The organism is Desulfopila inferna (assembly GCF_016919005.1).
GTDB classification, from domain to species: Bacteria; Desulfobacterota; Desulfobulbia; order Desulfobulbales; family Desulfocapsaceae; genus Desulfopila_A; species Desulfopila_A inferna.
Window position 1 is genome coordinate 26892 of sequence record NZ_JAFFQE010000002.1, and the last position, 22026, is coordinate 48917.

General features: G+C 50.1%; 18 protein-coding genes. 8 read left to right on the plus strand and 10 right to left on the minus strand.

The window, feature by feature from the left end; genetic code table 11:
- Positions 1–39: 39 nt before the first annotated feature.
- The 7 genes from JWG88_RS04175 to galE form a co-directional block, all read right to left on the minus strand.
- On the minus strand, positions 40–1392 hold the full coding sequence (locus JWG88_RS04175) for a Ni/Fe hydrogenase subunit alpha (RefSeq protein ID WP_205232461.1): 1353 nt from the start codon (positions 1390–1392) through the stop codon (positions 40–42).
- Position 1393: 1 nt separating this feature from the next.
- On the minus strand, positions 1394–2323 hold the full coding sequence (locus JWG88_RS04180) for an NADH-quinone oxidoreductase subunit B family protein (RefSeq protein ID WP_205232462.1): 930 nt from the start codon (positions 2321–2323) through the stop codon (positions 1394–1396).
- Between the two features lie 16 nt (positions 2324–2339).
- Positions 2340–2753, minus strand: a complete 414-nt coding sequence (locus tag JWG88_RS04185) for a hydrogenase iron-sulfur subunit (RefSeq protein ID WP_205232463.1) — start codon at positions 2751–2753, stop codon at positions 2340–2342.
- 37 nt (positions 2754–2790) lie between these two features.
- Positions 2791–5844 carry an FAD-dependent oxidoreductase gene (locus JWG88_RS04190; RefSeq protein ID WP_240194320.1) on the minus strand — a complete coding sequence of 1018 codons (3054 nt, stop codon included), beginning with the start codon at positions 5842–5844 and terminating at the stop codon, positions 2791–2793.
- Between the two features lie 79 nt (positions 5845–5923).
- A complete protein-coding gene (locus tag JWG88_RS04195) occupies positions 5924–7378 on the minus strand; it encodes a 4Fe-4S dicluster domain-containing protein (RefSeq protein WP_306793068.1) in 1455 nt (484 codons plus the stop codon).
- A 9-nt stretch (positions 7379–7387) separates the two neighbouring features.
- Positions 7388–7888 carry a hydrogenase maturation protease gene (locus JWG88_RS04200; protein WP_205232466.1) on the minus strand — a complete coding sequence of 167 codons (501 nt, stop codon included), beginning with the start codon at positions 7886–7888 and terminating at the stop codon, positions 7388–7390.
- 234 nt (positions 7889–8122) lie between these two features.
- Positions 8123–9133: a UDP-glucose 4-epimerase GalE gene (gene galE, locus JWG88_RS04205; RefSeq protein ID WP_205232467.1), complete on the minus strand. Its 1011-nt coding sequence runs from the start codon at positions 9131–9133 to the stop codon at positions 8123–8125.
- A 149-nt stretch (positions 9134–9282) separates the two neighbouring features.
- Between galE and JWG88_RS04210 the strand changes: the two genes are divergently transcribed.
- From JWG88_RS04210 to JWG88_RS22060, 3 genes are all read left to right on the plus strand, one after another.
- Positions 9283–9468 carry a tautomerase family protein gene (locus JWG88_RS04210; RefSeq protein ID WP_205232468.1) on the plus strand — a complete coding sequence of 62 codons (186 nt, stop codon included), beginning with the start codon at positions 9283–9285 and terminating at the stop codon, positions 9466–9468.
- Positions 9458–11473 (plus strand): NAD-dependent DNA ligase LigA, encoded by a 2016-nt coding sequence (ligA, locus tag JWG88_RS04215; RefSeq protein WP_240194282.1) that lies wholly within the window; start codon positions 9458–9460, stop codon positions 11471–11473. Before JWG88_RS04210 ends, ligA begins: the two co-directional genes overlap by 11 nt.
- A 120-nt stretch (positions 11474–11593) precedes the next feature.
- Positions 11594–13321 carry a diguanylate cyclase domain-containing protein gene (locus tag JWG88_RS22060; protein ID WP_205232469.1) on the plus strand — a complete coding sequence of 576 codons (1728 nt, stop codon included), beginning with the start codon at positions 11594–11596 and terminating at the stop codon, positions 13319–13321.
- Between the two features lie 35 nt (positions 13322–13356).
- Here JWG88_RS22060 and JWG88_RS04225 read toward each other — a convergent pair whose 3' ends face one another.
- The gene (locus tag JWG88_RS04225) at positions 13357–15201 is read right to left on the minus strand and encodes an ABC-F family ATP-binding cassette domain-containing protein (protein WP_205232470.1); all 1845 of its coding nucleotides are present in this window, start codon (positions 15199–15201) and stop codon (positions 13357–13359) included.
- A gap of 311 nt (positions 15202–15512) precedes the next feature.
- On the opposite strand from JWG88_RS04225, the gene JWG88_RS04230 reads away from it, so the two are divergent.
- Genes JWG88_RS04230 through JWG88_RS04245 form a run of 4 tightly spaced genes read left to right on the plus strand, consistent with a single transcriptional unit; the run spans position 15513 to position 18058 of the window.
- On the plus strand, positions 15513–16541 hold the full coding sequence (locus JWG88_RS04230; protein WP_205232471.1) for a M23 family metallopeptidase: 1029 nt from the start codon (positions 15513–15515) through the stop codon (positions 16539–16541).
- Positions 16542–16543: 2 nt separating this feature from the next.
- Positions 16544–16999, plus strand: a complete 456-nt coding sequence (locus JWG88_RS04235; RefSeq protein WP_205232472.1) for a bactofilin family protein — start codon at positions 16544–16546, stop codon at positions 16997–16999.
- Positions 17000–17030: 31 nt separating this feature from the next.
- Positions 17031–17273, plus strand: coding sequence for a hypothetical protein (locus tag JWG88_RS04240; protein ID WP_205232473.1), 243 nt, complete (start codon positions 17031–17033; stop codon positions 17271–17273).
- Positions 17274–17278: 5 nt separating this feature from the next.
- Positions 17279–18058, plus strand: a complete 780-nt coding sequence (locus JWG88_RS04245) for an ATP-grasp domain-containing protein (RefSeq protein ID WP_205232474.1) — start codon at positions 17279–17281, stop codon at positions 18056–18058.
- 153 nt (positions 18059–18211) lie between these two features.
- Here JWG88_RS04245 and JWG88_RS04250 read toward each other — a convergent pair whose 3' ends face one another.
- Positions 18212–18532 (minus strand): TusE/DsrC/DsvC family sulfur relay protein, encoded by a 321-nt coding sequence (locus JWG88_RS04250; protein ID WP_205232475.1) that lies wholly within the window; start codon positions 18530–18532, stop codon positions 18212–18214.
- Positions 18533–19035: 503 nt separating this feature from the next.
- On the opposite strand from JWG88_RS04250, the gene JWG88_RS04255 reads away from it, so the two are divergent.
- Complete coding sequence (locus JWG88_RS04255; protein WP_205232476.1) at positions 19036–20931, plus strand: SurA N-terminal domain-containing protein; 1896 nt, start codon at positions 19036–19038, stop codon at positions 20929–20931.
- Between the two features lie 123 nt (positions 20932–21054).
- Here the strand turns inward: JWG88_RS04255 and JWG88_RS04260 are convergent, their stop codons facing one another.
- The gene (locus tag JWG88_RS04260; RefSeq protein ID WP_205232477.1) at positions 21055–21744 is read right to left on the minus strand and encodes a serine integrase family protein; all 690 of its coding nucleotides are present in this window, start codon (positions 21742–21744) and stop codon (positions 21055–21057) included.
- Positions 21745–22026 lie beyond the last annotated feature (282 nt).

The following is a 22026-nucleotide window of genomic DNA, read 5'->3' on the forward strand; positions in this document are numbered from 1 at the left end:
AGGAACACCGCCATCCAGGCGGTGGGTAGCACAAGACATTCACGGGTCGTAGGCCCTGACCGCCATCTCCACCTTGTTAAGCAGCCCCTGTGAATAGTTGCCGTTTTTAATTAAAGCCGCAGCAGCCTGCTTCACGCTCATGTTCATCGGGCCGATATTGTGGGTGGTGCCGACAATGAGATTGGCGCTTTTTATGCACCCGGCATCATCGGTTGTGTAATCATGAATGAGTGTGCCCCGCGGCGCCTCGACGATTCCCACGCCCCGGCCGGCACGCGGCTCGGCCTTTGCCCTGATATCAGTATCTGTCACCCCGGGCTGTTCAAGCAGTTCTATGGTCCGTTCACAGGCGTAGACCATCTCGATGAGACGGGCATAATGATAGAGCAGGGTCTGCTGCGCCATTCTGCCGAATTTTTCGCGAAATTGCTCGAGCTCCGCTTGAGCCAGGGGAGTCGAGATTCTCTCGCAGACATTAATGCGCGCCAGGGTGTTGGCGCGATAAATCCCTTTGGGATTGGCAAGATCCAGGGAAAAGCCTTCGTTCCATGATTTTGCATAGGGCATTTTCGAATATCCCCAGGGCTCCACATGCTCACCGATATAGGCGGTGTAGTCTTCGGCTTCAAAATCGGTCCAGGTACCATCCGCCCTCATCAATCTCTGCTGTCCGTCATACAACCGCAGAGCGCCGTCATTCCGGTCCACAGTGGCCAGAAAGCCTGTAGTGATATTTCCGAGTTGGCCGATGACATCCTCATACTTTGAAAAGACATTTTTTTTGGCATAACCAATGCCGTAGCAGGCAAAATCCAACAGGGTGCGGGTATCTGCTAGCATTTCCAGCCGTTCCGATTCCAGCATCGGCTTGGAAAATCCTCCCACAACCCCGGCAACGGGATGAATGGCCTTACCGGCAAAACGCTCAAGCATCATCTGGGCAAGCTGCCTCATTTTGACCACCCGGCGGGCAAGCTCGGGATTGGCCTTGACGATGCCCATGACATTTCTCACCGAATAATCCGAATCGGGTCCAAGAACAAAATCAGGCGCGGCAAGGAAAAAGAAATGAAGAATTTTATCGTGAATATGAGCGAGCACCTGGCAGATTTCACGCAGCCGATGTCCTGCAGGCGCAGGAGTTATCCCGAAAGCAGCGTCGACGGCCTTTACCGAGGCCAGGTGATGCATCCAGGGACATATGCCGCAGACCCGGTTGACTATTCGTGGGATCTCTTCCGCCGGTCTTCCTTCGATAAACTTTTCGAATCCACGCAATGACTGAATGTGCAGATAGGCATTCTCGACATTGCCTGAATCATCGAGATGAATTGCTATTCTGGCATGCCCTTCGATACGGGTAACCGGTGAAATATTAACGACAGTTCCCATTCTACTCCCTTTTTTTCAGTGGCCGAAGCCTGCCATGCGCTCCTGAAAATCTCAGAATGGAGCGGCGATCGACTACTGTTTTATACTGTATTCCGTTGCTTGCCATGGCGTTCATCATATCGAGCATCTGATTGCCGCCCCTGCGCACCGGGCCATAGCAGCCCCGGCAGGGAACCCGGGCATGTATGCATCTTGGGGCTCCCGTGCCGGCGCATCCGGCAAGAGTCACCGGACCGAGGCACATAAATCCCTGCTCCAGCAGGCAACGCATGGTCTCCAGCTCTTCATCACTTTTATACCGGGCATTGACCAGAAAACGCCTGACCTTGGCCACTTCACCTTTTCCCTCTCTTTTCGCCGGGCAGGTTTCGCAGACGCTCCTTTGCGGAAGAACCATCTCCCGCTCCTCCACCTGCGCCATAATGACCTCCCGGATCAGAGAAGGATTTGGAGGGCAGCCGGGCAGCAGCAAATCTATGGTTGTTTTTTCATCACAGCCGTATACCCTGTCCAGCGGTCCCGGAACTTCGATATCGGGTACCGCACTGCCGGGATCGGTGGTTACCGTCTGGAAAATCTCCTGCCAGCTTCGGCGGCGGTCCTGGCCGTTCATCAACGCCGGAATGCCGCCGTGAGTGGCGCAGGTTCCTATGGCGACCAGCACCTTGCATTTCCTGCGCATTTCCTCGAGGATGTCCAGGTGTTCGGTGTTACCTGCTCCTCCGGAGACGAAACCGACATCGGCTTCGGGAAGTGAGAGTTTTTCAGCGTCGCCCGTCTGTCCGAGATATTTATGGTCCATCAGCAGAGGAGCATGGACAATATCGATATGTTCGGTCAATAGGGATATCAGCTCTTCGCCCATATTCAAAAAGGAAATTTCACACCCCGAACAGGATCCCAGCCACTCCAGGGAAACTCGTAAAGCCATGTCTACACTTCCTTAGTCAATCTGTTTCCTGAACACCCGCTGAATCCAGCTGCTTCACCCTTTCCGTCATCTCGGTAACGACTTCAACAAATTTCTCGGGCTCGGCGGAGGATATCCAGGATATGGAAAAACGCTCCTGCTCAAAACCAAAATCTTCGAGCAGGTCGGCAATCATATCGGAGCGGGCCAGGGCCTTGTAATTTCCGTCTATATAGTGGCATTCTCCCAGATGACAGCCAAGTATGACAACACCGCCGGCCCCCTTGGAGAGAGCTTCAAGAACCAGCTCCGGATGAACCATACCAGAACACATGACCCTGATGATCCTGATATTGTGCGGATATTTCAGCCTGGACGACCCAGCTAGATCAGCTGCCGCATAGGAGCACCAGTTGCAGCAGAAGGCTATGATTTTCGGTTCCTGATTCATCTCTTGCACTCCTCTCCCTTTTTCTTGCTCGCTATTATCATAGCAGGGCCGCTTTAATTTGACTGCCGAGCTGCTCCATGGTGAAACCGGCTACATCGATTCCCCTCATCGGACAGGTGCCCTGGCATAGGCCGCAGCCTTTGCACTTGGCATTGTTTATACGCACCAGTTTCCTGGGCTGGGCACCTTCACCCTGATCGATCTCGATCAATTCTATGGCATGATAGGGGCAAACGTCGATGCATAGAGCACAGCCGTCGCAGGTATGCTCATTGACGACAGCCTTGAGGGCATCGAGATAAATCTCCTTCCTGGAGAGCAGAGTAGTCGCCCGTGCCGAGGCCGCGAGTGCCTGGGAAATCGACTCATCGACAGGCTTCGGGTACTGGGCCAGACCCGCTGTAAAAATACCTTCCGTGGTGAAATCCACCGGACGCAGCTTGGCATGAGCTTCCTGGAAAAACCCGTTGCTGTCCAGAGGTATCCTGTAGTGCTGTGCCAGCCTGTTGATCTCCATATCAGCGACGATGGCAGTGGCCAGGATGACCATATCCGCTTTTATCCGCACCGGACGGTGGAGGACGTGATCCCAGACATTCACCAGTATCTGCCGGCCAGTCTCCTCCACCTGGGGTTTGCCATGCAATTCGTAATTGATGAAGACAACCCCCATTTCGCGGGCCTTCTTGAAAAGATACTCGCGCTCGCCGTAGGTGCGCATATCCCGGTAGAGGATGTAGACGTTCCTGGTAGGATCTTCGCGCTTCAACTCGATGGCGGACTGCACCGAGTGGGTGCAGCATACCTTGGAGCAGTACATGCGTCCTTTTTCCCGGGAACCGACACACTGTATGAAGACAAAAGACTTGCCCCGCTTGACATGCTTTTCCTTGAGTTCGTGCAGTTTTTCAAACTCGATTGCGGTAACCACGCAGCGGATTTGTTTATATCCATATTCAGTCGGTCGGAAGATATGGGCGCCGGTAGCCATTATGCCAATGCCGTGTTCAACTGTTTTGGCCTTCCGCCCTGGTGATTTCAAAGTGGTTTTGAAGTTGCCGACGAATCCTTCGGCCTTGCTCACTTCCGTTTCGGTGTGCAGATTGATCTTTTCATGCATATTGACCCTGTCAATCAGCTTTGCCACCTGCATGGGAATATGTACACCGGAAAAAGTGTGTTTGAGATTGAGGGCATTGCCGCCCAGGCGATCTGATTTTTCCACCAGGTCTACCTCAAAGCCCTGATTGGCCAGATTGAGTGCGGCGGTCATGCCGGCTATGCCGCCGCCCACCACCAGTCCCTTCTGGATTATCGGCACGGCAACTGGCTGCAGTGCCGCAGCATGGATCACCTTGGCTACCGCCATGCGCACCAGATCCTTAGCCTTCAGGGTAGCGAACCGGCTGTCGTGAACCCATGAATTCTGGTTCCTGATGTTTGCCATTTCCAACAGATATTCATTAAGACCGGCGCTTTTCAGGGTCTCCCGGAAAAGCGGCTCATGGGTCCGCGGCGTACATGCGGCAATAACCACCCTGTTCAAACCCTTCTCCCTGATGGAACTGGTCAGAATCTCCTGGGTTTCCTGGGAACAGGAAAAAAGATTTCTCTCCACATGGACCACGCCGGGCAGGCCGGAGGCATATTGCTCCAGTTCGGCCACATCGACAATATCGGATATATTGGAGCCGCAATGACAGACAAAAACCCCAATCCGGGCCTCTTCGCCGGCGACGCTACGCTCTTCGGAGTAGCTTCTTATCGTTCTCATCTCGCCACGCACCGGGGCAAGATTGCCGGCCACAGCGGCGGCGGCAGCGGAGCCTTCGACGACGCATTGCGGAATCTCCTTGGGTCCTGAAAAGGCGCCGCAGGTAAAAATTCCCTCTTTCGAGGTGGTTACCGGGGCAAAATCCGAGGTGGAGGCAAAGTTGCTGGCGGAAAGCTGAATACCTGCTATTTCAGCAAGCTTCCTTACATGCCGGGGAGTTCTGAGGCCGACGGAGAGCACTACCATATCAAAGAGTTCTTCCATCTGTCGGCCCTCTTCATTTATGTAGTGCAGGCGCAGGTCTCCGTTTTTGGAAGAAGGCTCGACTCCATGCACCCGGCAGCGCACAAAGCGGACGTTATCTTCGGTTTTGGCCTTTTCCATATAGGTGTCGAAATCCTTGCCATGGGTCCGCATATCCATATAATAGATAGCCGCCGACATCCCGGGGAAATGCTGTTTGGCGATAACCGCCTCCTTTATGGCATACATGCAGCAGACCGAGGAGCAGTAACCGTTACCGCATCTGTTCTCATCCCGTGAACCGACGCATTGAAGAAAGGCGATTTTGCGGACCGGCTTGCCGTCGGAGGGTCTGAGTAGATGTCCTTGCGTCGGACCGGTCGCGGAAAGATAGCGCTCGAGCTGCAATGAGGTGATGACATTAGGGAATTTGCCATATCCCCATACCCCTGCCGGAGCCGGATCAAAGGCTTCGAATCCCGGAGCCAGGATCAGGGCTCCCACCGACAGCTCATGTACCTTACCGGAATCATCGAAGTTGATGGCCCCGGCGACGCAGACCTGCTCACAGATCCCGCAGGAACCTGGTTTTTGCAGGCGCAGGCAGGCATCGGGGTCGATCTGGTATTTCAGCGGCACAGCCTGCGCGTATTTTACATAAACGGCCTTACGTTTACCGGTCGAGGCATCGTATTCATTATCCACGGTTTTCGGGCATTGCGCGGCACATATACCGCAGGCGATGCACTTTCCGGGATCAACGAAACGGGGGCGCTCATTGACTGTTACCCGGAAGTTACCGGCGGTCCCGGTTATCCTGGTAACCTCGCTGAGCGTCAATATTTTAATATTGAGATGTCTGCCGCATTCCACCATTTTGGGGGCAAGGATGCACATCGAGCAGTCATTGGTGGGAAATGTTTTGTCCAGTTGTGACATGGCGCCGCCGATGGCACCTGTTCTTTCGATCAGGTAGACATAATAGCCGGAATCGGCAAGATCCAGTGCAGCCTGCATTCCCGTGACCCCGCCACCGACTATCAGGACCGATCCGACCTTCATCGGTTCACTCAACATGAGCTCTCTCCTCTTTCCATATTTCCTGCATTGATCAGAACCGCTTCCTTTTCGTCGACATACACGTTTGTCCATCTCATGGCGCATCCGGCAAAATCAGCGAATCGGCTACAAGCTCCCAGAGATACTTGACTTCAACATTGAGATTATATTCCTGAACCAGGGATTTCTTGAGTTGATCTCTGCAGCCGTGACAGGAGGCGACGACAAGTTCCGCTTCCGATTCGGTTATCTGCCGAGCCTTCATGCGGCCGTAATAGATTCTTTCCGCGGAAAAGGGCATGGCCCAGGCCCCGCCACCGGCTCCGCAGCAGTAGTTGGTCTGCCGATTTGGTTCCATTTCAACCATATCGGGGCAGCAGGCGCGGACTATCTCCCGGCCCTCTTCGAAATATTCCTGGCCGAAGGCCTTGAGGGATTTACGGCCATAATTACAGGGATCGTGGTAAACGGTTTTCTGTGGATGCCTGCTCTGATCGATCTGGATCCGGCCTTCATGGATATACTTGAGGAGCAGGTCGAAGAGCGTACAGATCTTGAATTCTTTCAAGGCGTCGGGATACCATCTGTTAAGCCCGTAGCGGGTAGCATAATAGGAATGACCTGATTCCGGAAGCAACAGAACCTCACAGTTGAGCCTTCGCATATTATCGACGATCCTGCCGACCACAGTTTTCATCGACTCATCGTCACCTGAAAAATATCCCCAGTTGAGTCCTTCCCAGTTCTCCGAGGATATCGTCCATGATTCACCGGCGGCATGATAGATTTTCCACCACCATTTCAGGTCATCCGGTTCGGCAAAGGGCTCCTTCGAATTCACCTGGACCAGGATTCTGGCACCGTGGGCATCGATGGGTGTGGCAAAACCGGGGCAGGATTCCTCGGCAAGCTCCTCCCCCAGTCCTTCCAGCAGCGAGATAAAGTCTTCCTTGGGAATTCCCAGATTATTGCCGCGTTCAAGACAGGTAATAACCCCTTTATGAATCGGACCGGGGACCAGATCCCTGGGACGAAGGGAGCGGATCTTGCGGATAAGCTGCATAATTTCAATATTGGCCGGGCAGACGTTCTCGCATTTGGCACACATGGTGCATTTCCATGGCCAGTCCGTGGCTAGAAGATCTTCTTCCATGCCGAGAAAGGTCATGCGTACGATCTTGCGCGGATCCAGGCCATCGACTCCTGCAATAGGACAGGCGCTGGCACAGGTTCCGCAAGTCAGACAGCCATCTGCCCACTTGGGATCGTCATAGAATTTTTTCATGGGACCGCCGAGTTCGATTACCGGAAGTTCCGAGTTTTTCTCCTCCAGTGATTTGACGGTTTCGAGATCTACATGACTATTAGGTCGAACAAGGGGCTTGCGGCCGAATTTCTCACATAATTCCTGGTAATCATCAAACTTCATAAGATACTTTCTGCCGGGTCCTTCTTTGGCTTCCAGGGTACCGGCGTTTATCCAGTTTCTTATGGTATTTCGATGCACACCAAATTCTTCGGCCATTTCACTGACTTTAAATTCGTACATCATGCAGGATCACCTCATTTCACTGTTAACAGACAGAATCTGCAATATTTTATCACAGGCGGCAAAAACGGCTTTCTTCATACTCGGTGACAGTCCCGGTTGAATTTCATCTGGAATGTATTCAACCTGGGCCGCCAGAATGATAATCCGCATGCCGGTATGTTCTTCGAGTTCAGAGAGTAGATTAACGGTGGGGAACTGATGGAGTGAGAAATCGTGGATCTTCTGCGCAGGAATTGACGAAGATTCAATGAGAAAGACATCACCAGGTTTCCTGTCCCGGAAATCAACGGCATCCAGAATAATCAGGGTATCCGGACGCCCCTCGGAACTCAGAAGATAATCAAAAAGATATTCCCTGACATTGGTACCCGCATCGATTGCCGCAACCGAATCCGGTAATGCATATCTCGAATTGAGTTCGTCGATTACAGCCGGTCCAAAGCCATCATCCCCCATTATCAGGTTGCCGCACCCGAATATAACCTTCGAGCAACTCTCTTGTGCCATTGTGCAAACTATGCCTCTCAATCTTTTTGAGATTGATTGGTATCACAACAGAACCTTTTATTCAAGCACAATTCGCACACAGAGCCGATATTTTCAACACAAAAACAATATTTAACAAAGAAATCAGATCTCAAAAGAAGGCCCTGCGAACAGTAGCTTACCTTCATATTTGATATCGCCACGGGCTTCCGCTGCTACCGCACTTCGGGATAATCGAAACCCGGTGTCTTTTTTTCAATAGCCTTCGGGGTTATTTTTCTGCCAGTTCCAGGTGGACTCGCACATTTCCTCAAGACCTCTTTCAGCCCGCCAGCCCAGTTCTTTCAGAGCCTTGGCCGGATCGGCATAACAGGTGGCGATATCCCCGGGTCGTCTCTTGGCTATCCTATAAGGAATGGCCTTGCCGCAAACCTTCTCGAAGGCGTGAGCAATCTCGAGAACACTGTACCCCTTCCCCGTTCCGAGATTGTAGATAGAAACACCGCTGCCGCTATTCATCTTCTGCAGCGCCTTGACATGCCCAAGAGCCAGATCGACCACGTGAATGTAATCACGCACGCCGGTGCCGTCCCTGGTGGGGTAATCGTTCCCGAAAACCGAGAGCTCCCTAAGTTTGCCTACGGCAACCTGCGAGACATACGGCATCAGATTATTGGGAATGCCGTCCGGATCTTCACCGATGCGGCCACTATGGTGCGCCCCGACCGGATTGAAATAGCGCAAAAGAATGACATCCCAGCCATCGAGGGCCATGCTGAGATCAGTCAATATCTCCTCACTCATTAATTTGGTCCTGCCGTAGGGGTTGGTGCAGGATAGCGGAAAATCTTCAGTTATCGGCACGGTGGCGGGATCGCCATACACCGTCGCCGACGAACTGAAAATAATGCTCTTAACGTCATGACGAACCATAACATCACAGAGATTGAGCGTAGCTTTGATGTTATTGTTGTAATAAAGCAGAGGCTTTGCCACGGATTCCCCCACAGCTTTCAACCCGGCAAAGTGGATGACTCCATCTATCGGTGAAGCGGAGTTGAACACCTTTTCCAGCCCTTCCATGTCGAGCAGATCAACCTCATGAAACTCAACTGGCCTGCCGGTCAATTCCTCGACCCTTCTCAACGATTCCCTGCTGGAGTTGACCAGGTTGTCGATCACAACCACCTGATGGCCGGCCTCAAGGAGTTCGAGACAGGTATGACTGCCGATATAACCTGCACCGCCGGTTACTACTATTTTCATAATTTCTCCGATCGAGCTAACTATAGGTAATAGAGAGATTGATATATTTAGACTCGACAAACTAGTCATTCTGTTTTTATTATTCAAGGATGAAAGAAAGATCCGCAGGCGGATCATCATCTTTTACACTCAACCACGAGGAGAACATCATGCCCTATGTCAACATCAGAGTCGCCGGAGAGCTCAGCCGTGAACAGAAAGCCGAAATCTGCCGGGGCGTCACCGATGTCATAGCCAAGGCGGCCAACAAGCCTCCCGAAAGCATCCTCATCTTCATTGATGAAGTTGTCCGCGAAAACATTGCCAAATCAGGAAAACTCCTTGATGAGCTCTAACTACCCTGCCGATGCCGAGATGCTCCTCAATGAGCTGAAAAAACAGCTCGGGGAGCACGCCTATAATTATCATGTCCTTGACAATCCAACGATCTCGGACAGTGAGTATGACCAGCTTTTCCATAATCTTCTGCAGATAGAAAAAGAATACCCGGAACTGGTCACACCCGACTCTCCCAGTCGGCGTATCGGCGGCATGCCGCTTGACAAGTTTAATCAGGTCGCCCATCGTATCCCCATGCTGAGCCTGGAGAATGCCTTTTCCGATGAGGACCTGATTGACTTTGAGAGCAGGCTGATGCGCTACCTTAACAGCTCATCAACTCCACATTACGTTGCTGAGCCGAAACTCGACGGCCTCGCCATAGAGCTTATTTACAGAGAAGGCACTCTCATACGGGCCCTTACCCGCGGAGACGGCAGAACAGGAGAAGATGTCAGCGCACAGGTGCGCACCATTTCCGCCATTCCGTTGAGATTGAGAGCACCCTACCCCAGACTGCTTGAAGTCCGCGGCGAGGTTTTTATGGACAAAGAGGGATTTCGCCGGCTCAATCAACTCCGGGAAAAAAACGGTGAACAGCTCTTTGCCAATCCTCGCAATGCCGCAGCCGGTTCACTGAGGCAGCTGGATCCCCGCATTACAGCCGGTCGTCCGCTTCGCTTTTTTGCCTTCGGCATTTCAACGGCCGAGGGACTTGAAATAGAGGGACAATACGCCATGCTCTTTGATTTTCTCAAAGAACGCGGTCTGCCCGTCAACGATATGACCAGGTTGTGCAAAAACATAGAAGATGTTGTTGCCGCCTATGATGATCTTCTCGCCGTTCGTCATAATCTTCCTTATGAGATAGACGGGGTTGTGGTCAAGGTCGACAGTTTTTCCCTTCAGGAGCGCCTCGGCTTCAAGGCCAGAGCACCACGCTGGGCCATCGCCTGCAAGTTTCCGGCAACCCAGGCAACGACAAAACTGCTCGATGTCGTCTTCCAGGTCGGCCGAACGGGAGCCCTGACTCCTGTTGCCATACTTGAGCCCGTTAATGTCGGCGGCGCCCTTGTCGGCAGAGCCACGCTCCATAACCAGGAAGAGCTCGAACGCAAGGATCTGCGCCTCGGCGACACGGTACTGATCCAGCGGGCAGGCGACGTCATCCCTGAAGTTGTCAAACCGATCACCGAGAAAAGAACGGGCACGGAAAAACCCGTCACAGCGCCATCCATCTGCCCTGTTTGCTCTCATTCCCTTGTAAAACATGAGAATGAAGTGGTGACCAGGTGTCCGAATACCATGTGTGCCGCACAAAAACTCAGGGCACTTATTCACTTCAGTTCCAAAGCCGGGCTTGATATCGAAGGCCTGGGAAAAAAATATATCGAACAGCTCGTCAACGAGAAGATTATCGAGGATATTCCCGACATTTTCCTTCTTGATCAAGACAAATTGGCTGCCTTGCCGGGCTGGGGGGAAAAATCGGCCGCAAAAGTTCTTGAGGCGATTTCCGCCAAAAAAACTCCGCCGTTCAGCAAGCTGCTGGCCGCCCTCGGTATTCGATTTATCGGGGAAACAACCGCCACTCTGCTGGAGCAGCGCTTTCGAACCTTGGGTGCGCTGACAGAGGCGAGTACTGAAGAGCTCCTCCAGATCGAGGGCATCGGCCTGCGCACGGCACAAAGCCTGTCCGCATATTTCGCCGACTCCAGGACCCGGGACATTCTCAAGCGCCTGGAGGCGGTTGGTGTCTCCCCCACCGCTCCTCAAAGACCGGTAGCTGGACTCCTTTCCGGCAAAAGCTTTCTCTTTACCGGAAGTCTGGAAATGCTTTCACGAAGCGAAGCCAAAAAACGAGTCAAAGAAAACGGCGGCGAGGTCTCCACTTCGGTGAGCAAAAAATTAACCCATGTGGTAGCCGGCAGCAGTCCCGGCTCGAAGTTGCAACAGGCTGAACAGGCAGGCAAAGCAATTATCAGCGAAGAGGATTTCCTCAAGCTCATCGGCAAAAATTAGTACCTTACAGATTGTTTTCTTGTTTTTTTTGCAAGAAAATTATCTTTCTAAAGGTTCTTATCCAGCTCAGCTGGGTTAGTCTTACTCCGTTTTTTGATTTTTACTATCAGGTGAAGAAAAGTGTGCAAAGTTCTTGTCGTTGAGAATAATCCGACCATCCTCAAGCTCATCTGCTATCATCTTGAAACGATGGACTGCTCGGTGACCACAGCGTCCAACGGCCTCGAGGCCCTGGTCAAGATCGATAAAGAAACTCCGGACATCATCTTCACCGATATCATCATGCCCAAGATAAGCGGGGATCAGCTGTGCACCATTATCCGCAAGGATAGAAAACTCAAGGAAATTTTTATTGCTGTTCATTCCTCGACCTCACTGGAGGACAACCGGCAGATTCTTGAGCTCGATGCCGATGTCTACATAGCCAAAGGTCCCGAGGCCAATCTCAAGGATCATATTTTTCATGTTATAGATCAGTACCGCAAGGGCATCAGGCGCAGCCAAACAACCATCGGCGGCGACAGCCTCTATCCACGCGAAATAACTAAAGAACTACTACTCGCCCGAAAACACTACCATGCCATTTTCAACAGCGTCGCCGAAGCGGTCGTTGAGATGGACTGCAACGGCATGATTGTGCAGGCCAATACGGCGACACAAAAACTTCTCCGCAGAGGGTTACTCAGAATACTCTCGACAAAGTTCACCGACCACATTGAAGGACCTGAAAAACAGAAAGTGATCGACTGGATTGCAAAAGTAAAAAATGCCGATTTCAAAAAAAATGAGATCTTCAGTTCAAGCTATGAAACTCCGATGACGGTCTGCAAACGCAGGGTTCTCCTGAATCTGGTGGCTATCGAGGGAGTGGAAGGTCTTTTTATTATCGGTATTCTCCAGGATATCACCGAGCAGAAGGCAACAGAGGAAACCCTGGCAAAAACACTCAACGAATTCAATGCCGTCATCAATACTATTGATTACGGCATCCTTCTTCTCGATGCCGATTTGAGAATCCGTATCGTCAACCAGGCTTACCGTGAACTATGGGGAATGCCGAAGGAGTTTACCGACAGGCGACCTACATTCAGAGAGCTGATGGAATACAATAATCTCTCAGGCATATATGATATCCCTCCCGAAAACGCAGATGAGTATATCCACAAGCGCATCAAGGCCATACGCCGCGGCAATATCGCTCCGATAGAGCTCAAATTACGCAATGGAAAAGTTCTGCAATACCAGTGCGCCGTCCTTCCAGACAATGGCAGGCTCCTCACTTTCTACGACATTACCAGCTTGAAAAATACCGGACGGCAGCTTGAAGAGGCACTTGAAAAGGTGAGCAATCTGGCCAACCACGATCCCTTGACCGGACTGCCCAACCTGCGCCTTGCCAGAGAGAGACTGCACAGCGCCGTCACCCTCTCCAGGCGAAAGGGATGGATGACTGCCGTCATGTTCATCGACCTCGACGGCTTTAAAGATGTCAATGATTCCCATGGTCACGACATCGGCGACCAGGTACTGCAGGAGGTTGCGGACAGACTGGAGGAAAGCCTGCGTCAGGCTGATACAGTCGCCCGTATCGGCGGAGATGAATTTCTGGTAATACAGACCGAGGTGCCGCACCGTCTGGCCGCGGCCAAGGTGGCCGGGAAAATAGTACAGAAGGTATCCGAGCCCATTATAATTGGTGGAAATGAGATTACCATCGGAGCCAGTATCGGCATAGCAGTTTATCCGCAGGATGGTGAAGAAAGCAGGGTTCTTATGAAAAAGGCGGATGATGCCATGTACTACACCAAGCGAATCGGCAAAAACAACTATACCTTTACACCGAGCTGAAATTGACGAACCGGTACCATGCTGTCTTGATATGTTTACGAAGACAACTTCTTCTCTTCCAGTTCACTCCAGCGGGTGTACATCTTCTCTATTTCTTCCTCGACCTTCTCCAACTCCTGCCAGTATCCCTGCAATTTTTGCGGATCAGCGGCAACCTTAGGTGAATTTATTTTCTCCTGCAGTTGCTTCTGCCGCCCTTCTTTCTCCTCTATTTTTCCCTCCATCCGCTCAAATTCCCTCTGGTCGAGATAGGATAGTTTTCCAGCCTTGCGCCGCTCCTGCCGAGGTTTCTCTTTCTCCGGTTTTAGCGCAGACTCCTGCTGTTTTCCCACTTGCTGCTCCTGCAGATAGGTGAGCCACTGCTGATAATCGGCAAAATAGGCGGTACCACCCTCTCCGTCAAAGCCGATTACACTGCCGCAGACGCGATCAAGCAGATAACGATCATGGGTTACCAGAACAAGAGCGCCGGGGAAATCCATCAGACTCTCCTCAAGCACATCGAGTGAGCCGATATCGAGATCATTGGTCGGCTCATCAAGAAGGAGAATATCAGCGGGCTGCAGCATCAGCGAGGCTATGAGAATACGGGCCTGTTCGCCGCCGGAGAGTTCTCCCACCGGGGTTTCCAGTTGATCGGGTCTGAAGAGGAAACGCTTGGCCCAGGAGACCACATGCACCGATCTTTCCCGAAAAACCACGGAATCCCCTTGAGGCGCCAGGGCTCGACGCAACGAAATCCCGGGATCAAGTGATTCTCTATTCTGCTCAAACGTCACAATTTTCACTTTCTCGGCAACTTTTATTTCTCCGCTGTCAAGTTTGACATCCTTTTGGTTGCCGGCCGCGGCGAGCGCCTCCATAAGCGTGGATTTTCCACAACCGTTACGCCCCAGCAAACCCAACCGGCTACCGGGAGACAGGAGAATATCGAGATTTTCAAAAAGAACCCGGTTGCCAAAAGATTTGCTCAGGCGCGTTGCCTCCAGCAACTTTTTGGTTTTTCGGCCTGTTCCTCCGAAATCTATACGCACATTGGAAGTCGAACGATTTCTGTCTCTAACCAGGGCAAGCTCGTCCTGCAGGCGGCCTGCCTCCTCTATCCGATAACGGGCTTTGGTGGCTCTAGCCTTAGGCCCCCGGCTCAACCATTCCGTCTCTCTCCGCATCTTATTGCTGAGACGTTCCTCCGCATCGAGCTGCTGCTCGAGAAAGAGTTCCCTCTTTTCAAGAAAAGAGCTGTAATTGCCATCCACCTGAAAGGAGCCTTGAGGATACACTGCAGAAAGCTCGACCATGCGCGTAGCACAGTTTTCGAGAAATTGCCGGTCATGACTGACGATCACAAAGGCCTCAGGGCCATTGACCAGCCCTCCGCCGATTATTTTTTCCAGCCAGAGAATTCCCTCAATATCGAGATGGTTGGTCGGCTCGTCAAGGACTACGACCTGAGGAGACGCCAGGAGAACGCGGCAAATGGCCAGTCTCTTCCTCCATCCTCCGGAAAGCAGCTTTACCGCCTGAGTATCATCGATAAATTCCGTTCTACTCAATATCGCCTGGACCCTGTTCTGTATTTCCGTCTCATCCATCCCGCTAGCCGAAAGAGACTGACAGAGATTATCGAAAACACTCTGCTCCTCATCAAAGATATCAGCCTGGGCCAGGTAGCCGACCAGAAGGTGTTTACTTTTGAGAATGACACCCTCATCGGGCTCTTCAAGACCGCTGAGTATTTTCAACAATGTGGATTTTCCGGAACCATTGGGTCCGATGAGCCCGATTCTCTCTCCACTGTTGACAACAAGATCAATTCCCTGAAAGAGTGTTTGGGCCCCAAAGGATTTGGACAGCGAGCGGCAGGTAAGAAGATTTGACATATGTTTAAATAGCGTTGCAGCTTTTTGGAATATTTATGAGTGCAGGTATACAACATAAGGATGTGCCGGGAATAAGCAGCACACATGCTGGTATTTTTTCCAGTCGAGACAGACTTCGTCGACACATAACAAGCCCGCTTCCTGAAAGTGCAGCAGCCCTTTTTGAGTTGATTTTTGAAATGCTTACGATTATAAATCGAACTGTTGCGTGAAGAGATCCCCGAGTTCGTTTCTTCTGCCCATGCTTCTGCCTATGTCCCAGGCAGACAACTGCAGACAGGTTTTTATACAATCTATTCAGACAAACTGCAATGAATGAACAATTCCACTTTATTATTGCCGGCGATCAACGCAGTCCCTTCTCCTTTCAAATTTCGAAGAAAAAGCTGATAATTTCCGCCATTGTCACTTTTTGTACTGCATGCGCCTTGCTTTTTACCGGTTTTTTTACCACAGGTGTTTTCGCCTATAACAAGATTCTGGTAAAAAGGATGGCCCTTTTCAAGGAAAAAATACACAATACAAAGGGAGCCAATTCCCGGTTGGAGAATAAGCTCGCCGAAGTGATTGCCCAAAATAAAGTAATGATTGAAGACCTTAAAACCAAGAACAATCTGTTAATTTCCAAGCTGGAGCTGGAAAACAACAGGAAAATCGCGGAACTGGAGAGGAAAAACCTGCAACAGGCGATGTCCTTCAAAGAAGAAAAAGATCGGCTTCTCTCCACCGCCGTCACTGAGCTGAACAACCGCAGTGAGTTTATAGAGACTATCATCAGCGACATCGGCATAAAGGTGACACCGAAAGATCAGGAAAAACAGGATAACAGCGGCGGTCCCTTCATTGCCGCGGAAAATGCGGTTTACGATGAACTGATTTACCGCACCGATCACTACCTCAAGACCATTCAAGCCCTGCCTTTAGGAACGCCGGTCATCGGCTCCGTTTCTTCCTGGTTCGGCAAGAGAAAGGACCCCCTGAACAGCAAAAATGCCTTTCATGAGGGCATAGACTTTCGCGGAAAAACTGGTGATCCGGTCATCGCCACGGCAGACGGTAAGGTTGTTTATGCAGGGGTTAACGGTGGCTACGGGAAATATGTCAGGATCGATCATGGTAACGGCTATACCACGTGTTTTGGCCATCTCGACAATTACCATGTCAAAAAAGGGGATTATGTCACTCGCGGTCAGACTATCGGACTTGTAGGAAATTCCGGCCGCTCAACCGGATCGCATCTGCATTATGAGATCAACCTCAAAGGCAGACCTGTCAATCCAGCGAAATTCATGAAGGTTGCAGACCTGAAATGCAAATTCAATAGCCCCATGGAGAAGTAAATATGTTTGGCAGCAAGAAAGAAGACATGGAAAAAGAGATGGAAAAAGTTGAAGGTGAAGCCATTTCATCCATTATTGACAGCAGTATGACCATCACCGGAGAGATTTCCTTCAAGGGAAAGACCAGAATCGACGGCGAAATCAACGGCAACATCAACGGAGAACATCTGGTTCTCAGCAAAGACGGTAAAGTACACGGCGATATCAAGGTTTCCTCGTTTATCTGCCAGGGTACCTTTACAGGCAACATTGAAACAAAACTGCTCACAGCCAAGAAAGGATCTTCAATCCATGGCAAAATCACAGCCGGCAGTTTGACCGTAGAACCCGGAGCCAGTATCGATGGTGAAATTAAAGCCGCAATCAAGGACCTGCATACCACTGGAAAACCCGCCAAAACCGAGCAGACCGAGATGACACAGAAGCTCCCGCAGGACAAAGCTGCGAGTATAAAGTAACATTCACCCTTGAGATCATTCTTTTTTCGTCATGGCATCCAAAGAAACCCAAATAGTTAATCTTCTCACCTGCCCGTTTTGCCACAATGATAAAGATTTTTTTGAAGTGGCCGAAGATGCCCTGATCACTACTTACTATGGCCAAAACGAGGACGGCAGCTTCACCGCCAATGACCAGAATTCGGAAATTTTAGGCAACGTCAAGCTATTCTGCGGCAGCTGCGGTGAAAATCTTGACGCCTTTCATGAACGATTCCGTGAAATGGTATTTTAAGCTGTATGTCCCGTGTAGTCTCAGGAAAAGCAGAACTCCTCGCCTGCTACCAAAGTTTGGGCAAGGGAGATGTGATCAAAGGCAGAATTCCTTTGAAACCCGGAGAAGAGCACCTGCTTCTTGACCTGACAGCGCGACAGGTCCACATGATTCCTTCCGCCACTTCACAGCTGGCTGGAAGATCAAAGGCTTTTCAGGCCAAAATCCTGGCGCAGTGGATGATTCCTCATACTACTGTCATCTATGATACACACCAGCTGCTGGAAACCTCCAACGACTACCATAGAAACAATATCGGCAAGGTCATCCTCAAACAGGAAAGAAAAAATGCCGGTATCGGCATCCTGCTGTACAATTCGATTGAGGATATTTACAACCAGGCAGCTCATAATATTCTCAGCTATCCCTTCGTTTTACAGCCATACCTTCCCGAATGCAGCGACATGAGAGTTGTAATCCTCGATGAGTATATTGAGGCTTACACCAGGTGTAATCCTTACAGCTTCCGCAACAACATGCACTGCGGGGGGGAGTCGCAATCCTGTATCCTGTCCCCGGTGGTCCGACGCTTCTGCAGTGAAATCATGAATCGTGCCGGCTTTCCCTATGGCCATCTGGATATCATGGTTCAACCGGATGGACAGCTTTACCTGGCGGAGATTAATCTTCGCGGAGGGATACGTGGAGCACGGATAGGTAAAAAAGATTATAGACGAAGAGTTGCAGAAATTGAGGAGAAGCTGGTACGGCAGTTCCTTGAAAAGCACCAGAACGCTTCTGAGTGAAAACCAGGAGATCTGGGTAAGGACCCGATAGACAGATTGTTTTCCAGCAAAACAATAAGAAAGCGATCTGTAAGACACAAAAAAAAGGGAGCCGCCTTTAAACAACAAAGGTGCTCCCTGTTAAACTATACAGCAGAAACGAATCCCAGCTGATTATACACAACCGGTAGGCTTAGGAAGACCAGCCATTTTACAGGCTCCCTTTCCTGGTCCCGAGGGGAACAGCTCATAGATTCTCTTCAGCGGGAAGCCGGTGGTTTTGGAAAGAATACGAACCATAGGAGCGATGCCGTTCTTCTTGTAGTATTCCTGCAGAGCGTCGATCACCTTCTGATGCTCTTCGGTGAGCTCGGAGATACCTTCCACGCCTTTGACGTAATCAACCCAATCTTCATTGAATTCATCCATTCCTTTGAGCAGGAAACCATCTTCATCTACTGTGAAACTTGATCCTTTGTGTTCTAATGTTGGCATTTTACAACCTCCTTTAAAATTTATTCTATATGGCTTTCACCGTTTTTAAAATTATATTAAAATAAAAACTAACTAGGCTTATTACTATAGGGTGAATCGTTTGTCAAGTGAATGACGAATCATTTCCTACTTACAAGCTACTCACCTATTTTAACAGCAATAATTTACAAATAAAATTATTCCGCAAGTAGTATATTTTATTCGGATGTGACAAAATTACAAACATCTTTTTTAAAAGAAGTGTTAAATAAAGCACTCGTCCAAAAAATCTTCCTATTATGTAATATACATACCGACTCCACCAAAACCCACCAAACATTGCGCAATACGCTCTCCAGGTTTTAATGTTTTTCGATTTTTCCTTGCACATGGCAATCATAAAGAGTAAATCCAAACTCTGTAACTGCAATATTGCTGGGTATGATTCACAAAACTTGCATATGCACATATGAAACACATTTACTTCAGTTTCGCAATCCATAAAATTCATTCAGAGTATTTTTATGCTGCAAATTCTTCGAAATAAAGCGCAATCCATTTTCATTCAAGCCATTGTAGTTGTCATCGCCCTGGTCTTTATCTTCTGGGGAGTCGGCACCAACATGATGAACAGCAGGGAAGCGGCGATTGTTGTCAATGGCGAGGAAATTTCTTTCCAGGACTACCAGAATACCTACGACCGCACCTATGAGAATATTAAGAATCAGTTTGGCGGCAACATACCTCAAGAGCTGCTGGAGAGCTTTGATATCAAAAGCCAGGTAGTCAATCAGCTCATTCAGGAAGCTCTGCTTAGACAGGGGGCCGCGGAAATGGGTATATATGTCAGTCGGCAGGAAGTTCAGGAGACCATAAAAAACATGGTCCAGTTCCAGGAAAATGGCAGGTTCAGCCTGGAAAGGTATACAGCGTTACTGGCAGCCAATGGGTTCACTCCCACAACCTTCGAGGAGACAGTTCAACTCGATATGCTGGCCCAGAAGACTCGCCTTGATATTGCTGATTTTGCCACAACCGCCACTGAGAATGAGATCAAGGATCTTTACAGGCTTGATAATACTGAAGTGGCAATACAGTATGTTGCCTTGCAACCACAGGAGTATAGCGGCACGGTCAAAGTAGATGAGAAGGAACTCGAAGCGTGGTATGCAAATGTTCAGGACAACTACAGAACGGAGCCGCAGGTCAAGCTCAGATATCTTGATTTTAGTTATAATGAGGTGGCCGAAAAAATCACCATCGATGACGATGCCGTTGAGCAGTATTACCAGGACAATATCTCAACCTTTTCCGAGGAGGAGCAGCGCCGGGCCAGGCATATCCTGTTAAAGGCTGACGAGAACAGCCCCGCAGAAGTCCATGAGCGCCAGAAAAAGAAGGCTGAGGAAATAGTGGCTATGGCAAGGCAGGGTCATGATTTTGCTGAGCTTGCCGAAAAGCATTCTGAAGGGCCCTCCAGCGGTCAGGGAGGTGATCTTGGACTCTTTTCGCGCGGCCAGATGGTAAAGCCTTTCGAGGAAGCGGCGTTCGCTCTCGAAGAAGGCGGCATAAGTGATGTAGTCAAAACCACATTCGGATATCACATAATCAAAGTCGAGGAGATCATACCGCCGACCACCAAACCGTTGGCTGAGGTAAAAGATGCTATTTACAGTGAACTGCGAACCCAACAGGCAAAACCACTTGCCTTCAGAGTTGCCAATGAAGCGTATGAGAACATCATAGCCGCTGGAAGCCTTGGGGCCTACCTTGAGACGAATCCGCAAGTGAGTCTCAAGGAGACGGAATTTTTCACCAGAAGCAATCCGCCGCACGACATTATTAATGATCCCAATTTCCTCAGCACTGCCTTCTCTCTCAATGAGCAGGAGTTAAGCTCCTTGATCGAGACATCACAAGGGTATGCCATCCTCTTCGCAGAAGGGGTCAAGCCTCCGCAGGTACCTGAACTAGATACCGTCAGGGAGCAGGTGGTAGCGGATTTTAAAGATCATAAAGCACAGATAACAGCGCAAGAGAAGGCGCAGGCTCTCCTGCAAAAGGCAAGGGAGGCAGGGACAATTGAAGAGGCTGCGCAGGCTGAAGATTTGACTGTGAAAGAATCTGACTATCTGAAAAAAGGCAACTCACGGGGGACATTGCCGCGAAACATAATTGACAGCGCATTCGAACTTTCAGCCGGCAGCCCCTTCCCTGAAGAACCAGTGCGGGGGGAGGGGGACGGCGCATTCTATGTCTACTCACTTGCTGACAGAAAAATTCCTGCAGGCGAACTCAGTGAAGAAGAAGAGAGGCAATACCGGGATGCCATCATTCAGCGGAAGCAACAGCAGGTGTTTTCGGGATGGCTGGCGAACCAGCAGGAAGACGCAGATATCAGGACACACACCAGCCTGTAATTTTCTATTTCAATTTCTTGTGATACCGTAACTATTCAGAGGTAAGCACCCTGACGGGCATAAACTCCGCCTGCAAGAAAGCTCGATCTACAGCCACGTAGGTCGAGCTTTTTTTTTAATCCGTCATTTGTTGTTGTCGTTATAGAGCAGGATCTTGCGAATACCTTCGTGGGACAGCTGCAGACCGAAAAGATGGGTGAGCTTTTGTGCTATATCCCGGTAAGACCACCTGTCGGCCCGTAATTTACGGATTTCACGTATGACTTTCTGCTGCTCACGATCCTGCACCAGAAATCCTGCTTTAACATGCCAACCAAAGGGAACAGGCCCCCCGAGGTACTTTCCTTCCTTTTTCATCTGTCGCTTCGCTGCCCTTATGGAATCACCATGCGAACTGCTTTCACAGGCCGCTAGTGAGATAAGCAGTCGTTTGACAAGATCGGCTCCTCCCTCGTAAACCACAAGTTTTCGTTCCACGGGCAGAGTTATATTTTCTTCCAGATCTGCGCAATACAAGGCCACTTTCCTCTCCTGTAGCATATTTATCAGGTGCAGACCTTCCCTGGCCGAACTTAGAACCCATTCGGCCTTACCGGCGACAATACTATCTCCCTTTTCAATCTCCGCCAGGATCTTCCGCCCCTGAGTTCGTTCAGCAAAAGGACGCCTTATAGATGTTCCCTGTTCGATTCGAAGATGGTCAAGGCGCACGCCAATGGTTGCGGCATAACGCTCGATAGTGCGACGTTCGATATCAACAGCGGTGATGTCTGCCGCGCTTTCCTCGAGGAGGAGGTATCCTGTTACGGTCATAATATTTCTGGCTCTATCTGAAAAACTGCATACCTTGTATTTCTCTGATGGTACTCATTGCTGTCAACTATGATTATTATGCTGTTGCCATCCTGTAAAGTATTTTTTTTCAAACAGTTTCCCAGTTCAAGCCAAAATTCTATTCTAACAATGTCCTCAAGCATCAATCGGGGAAAGGAACTAAAAAATTCTGAACTTTTTTATTCAATTCCCTTCAAGACATGATATAGTACAATGTTCGCGCCCATGCTTTTCTGAAGAAAGCACACGGAACATATAACC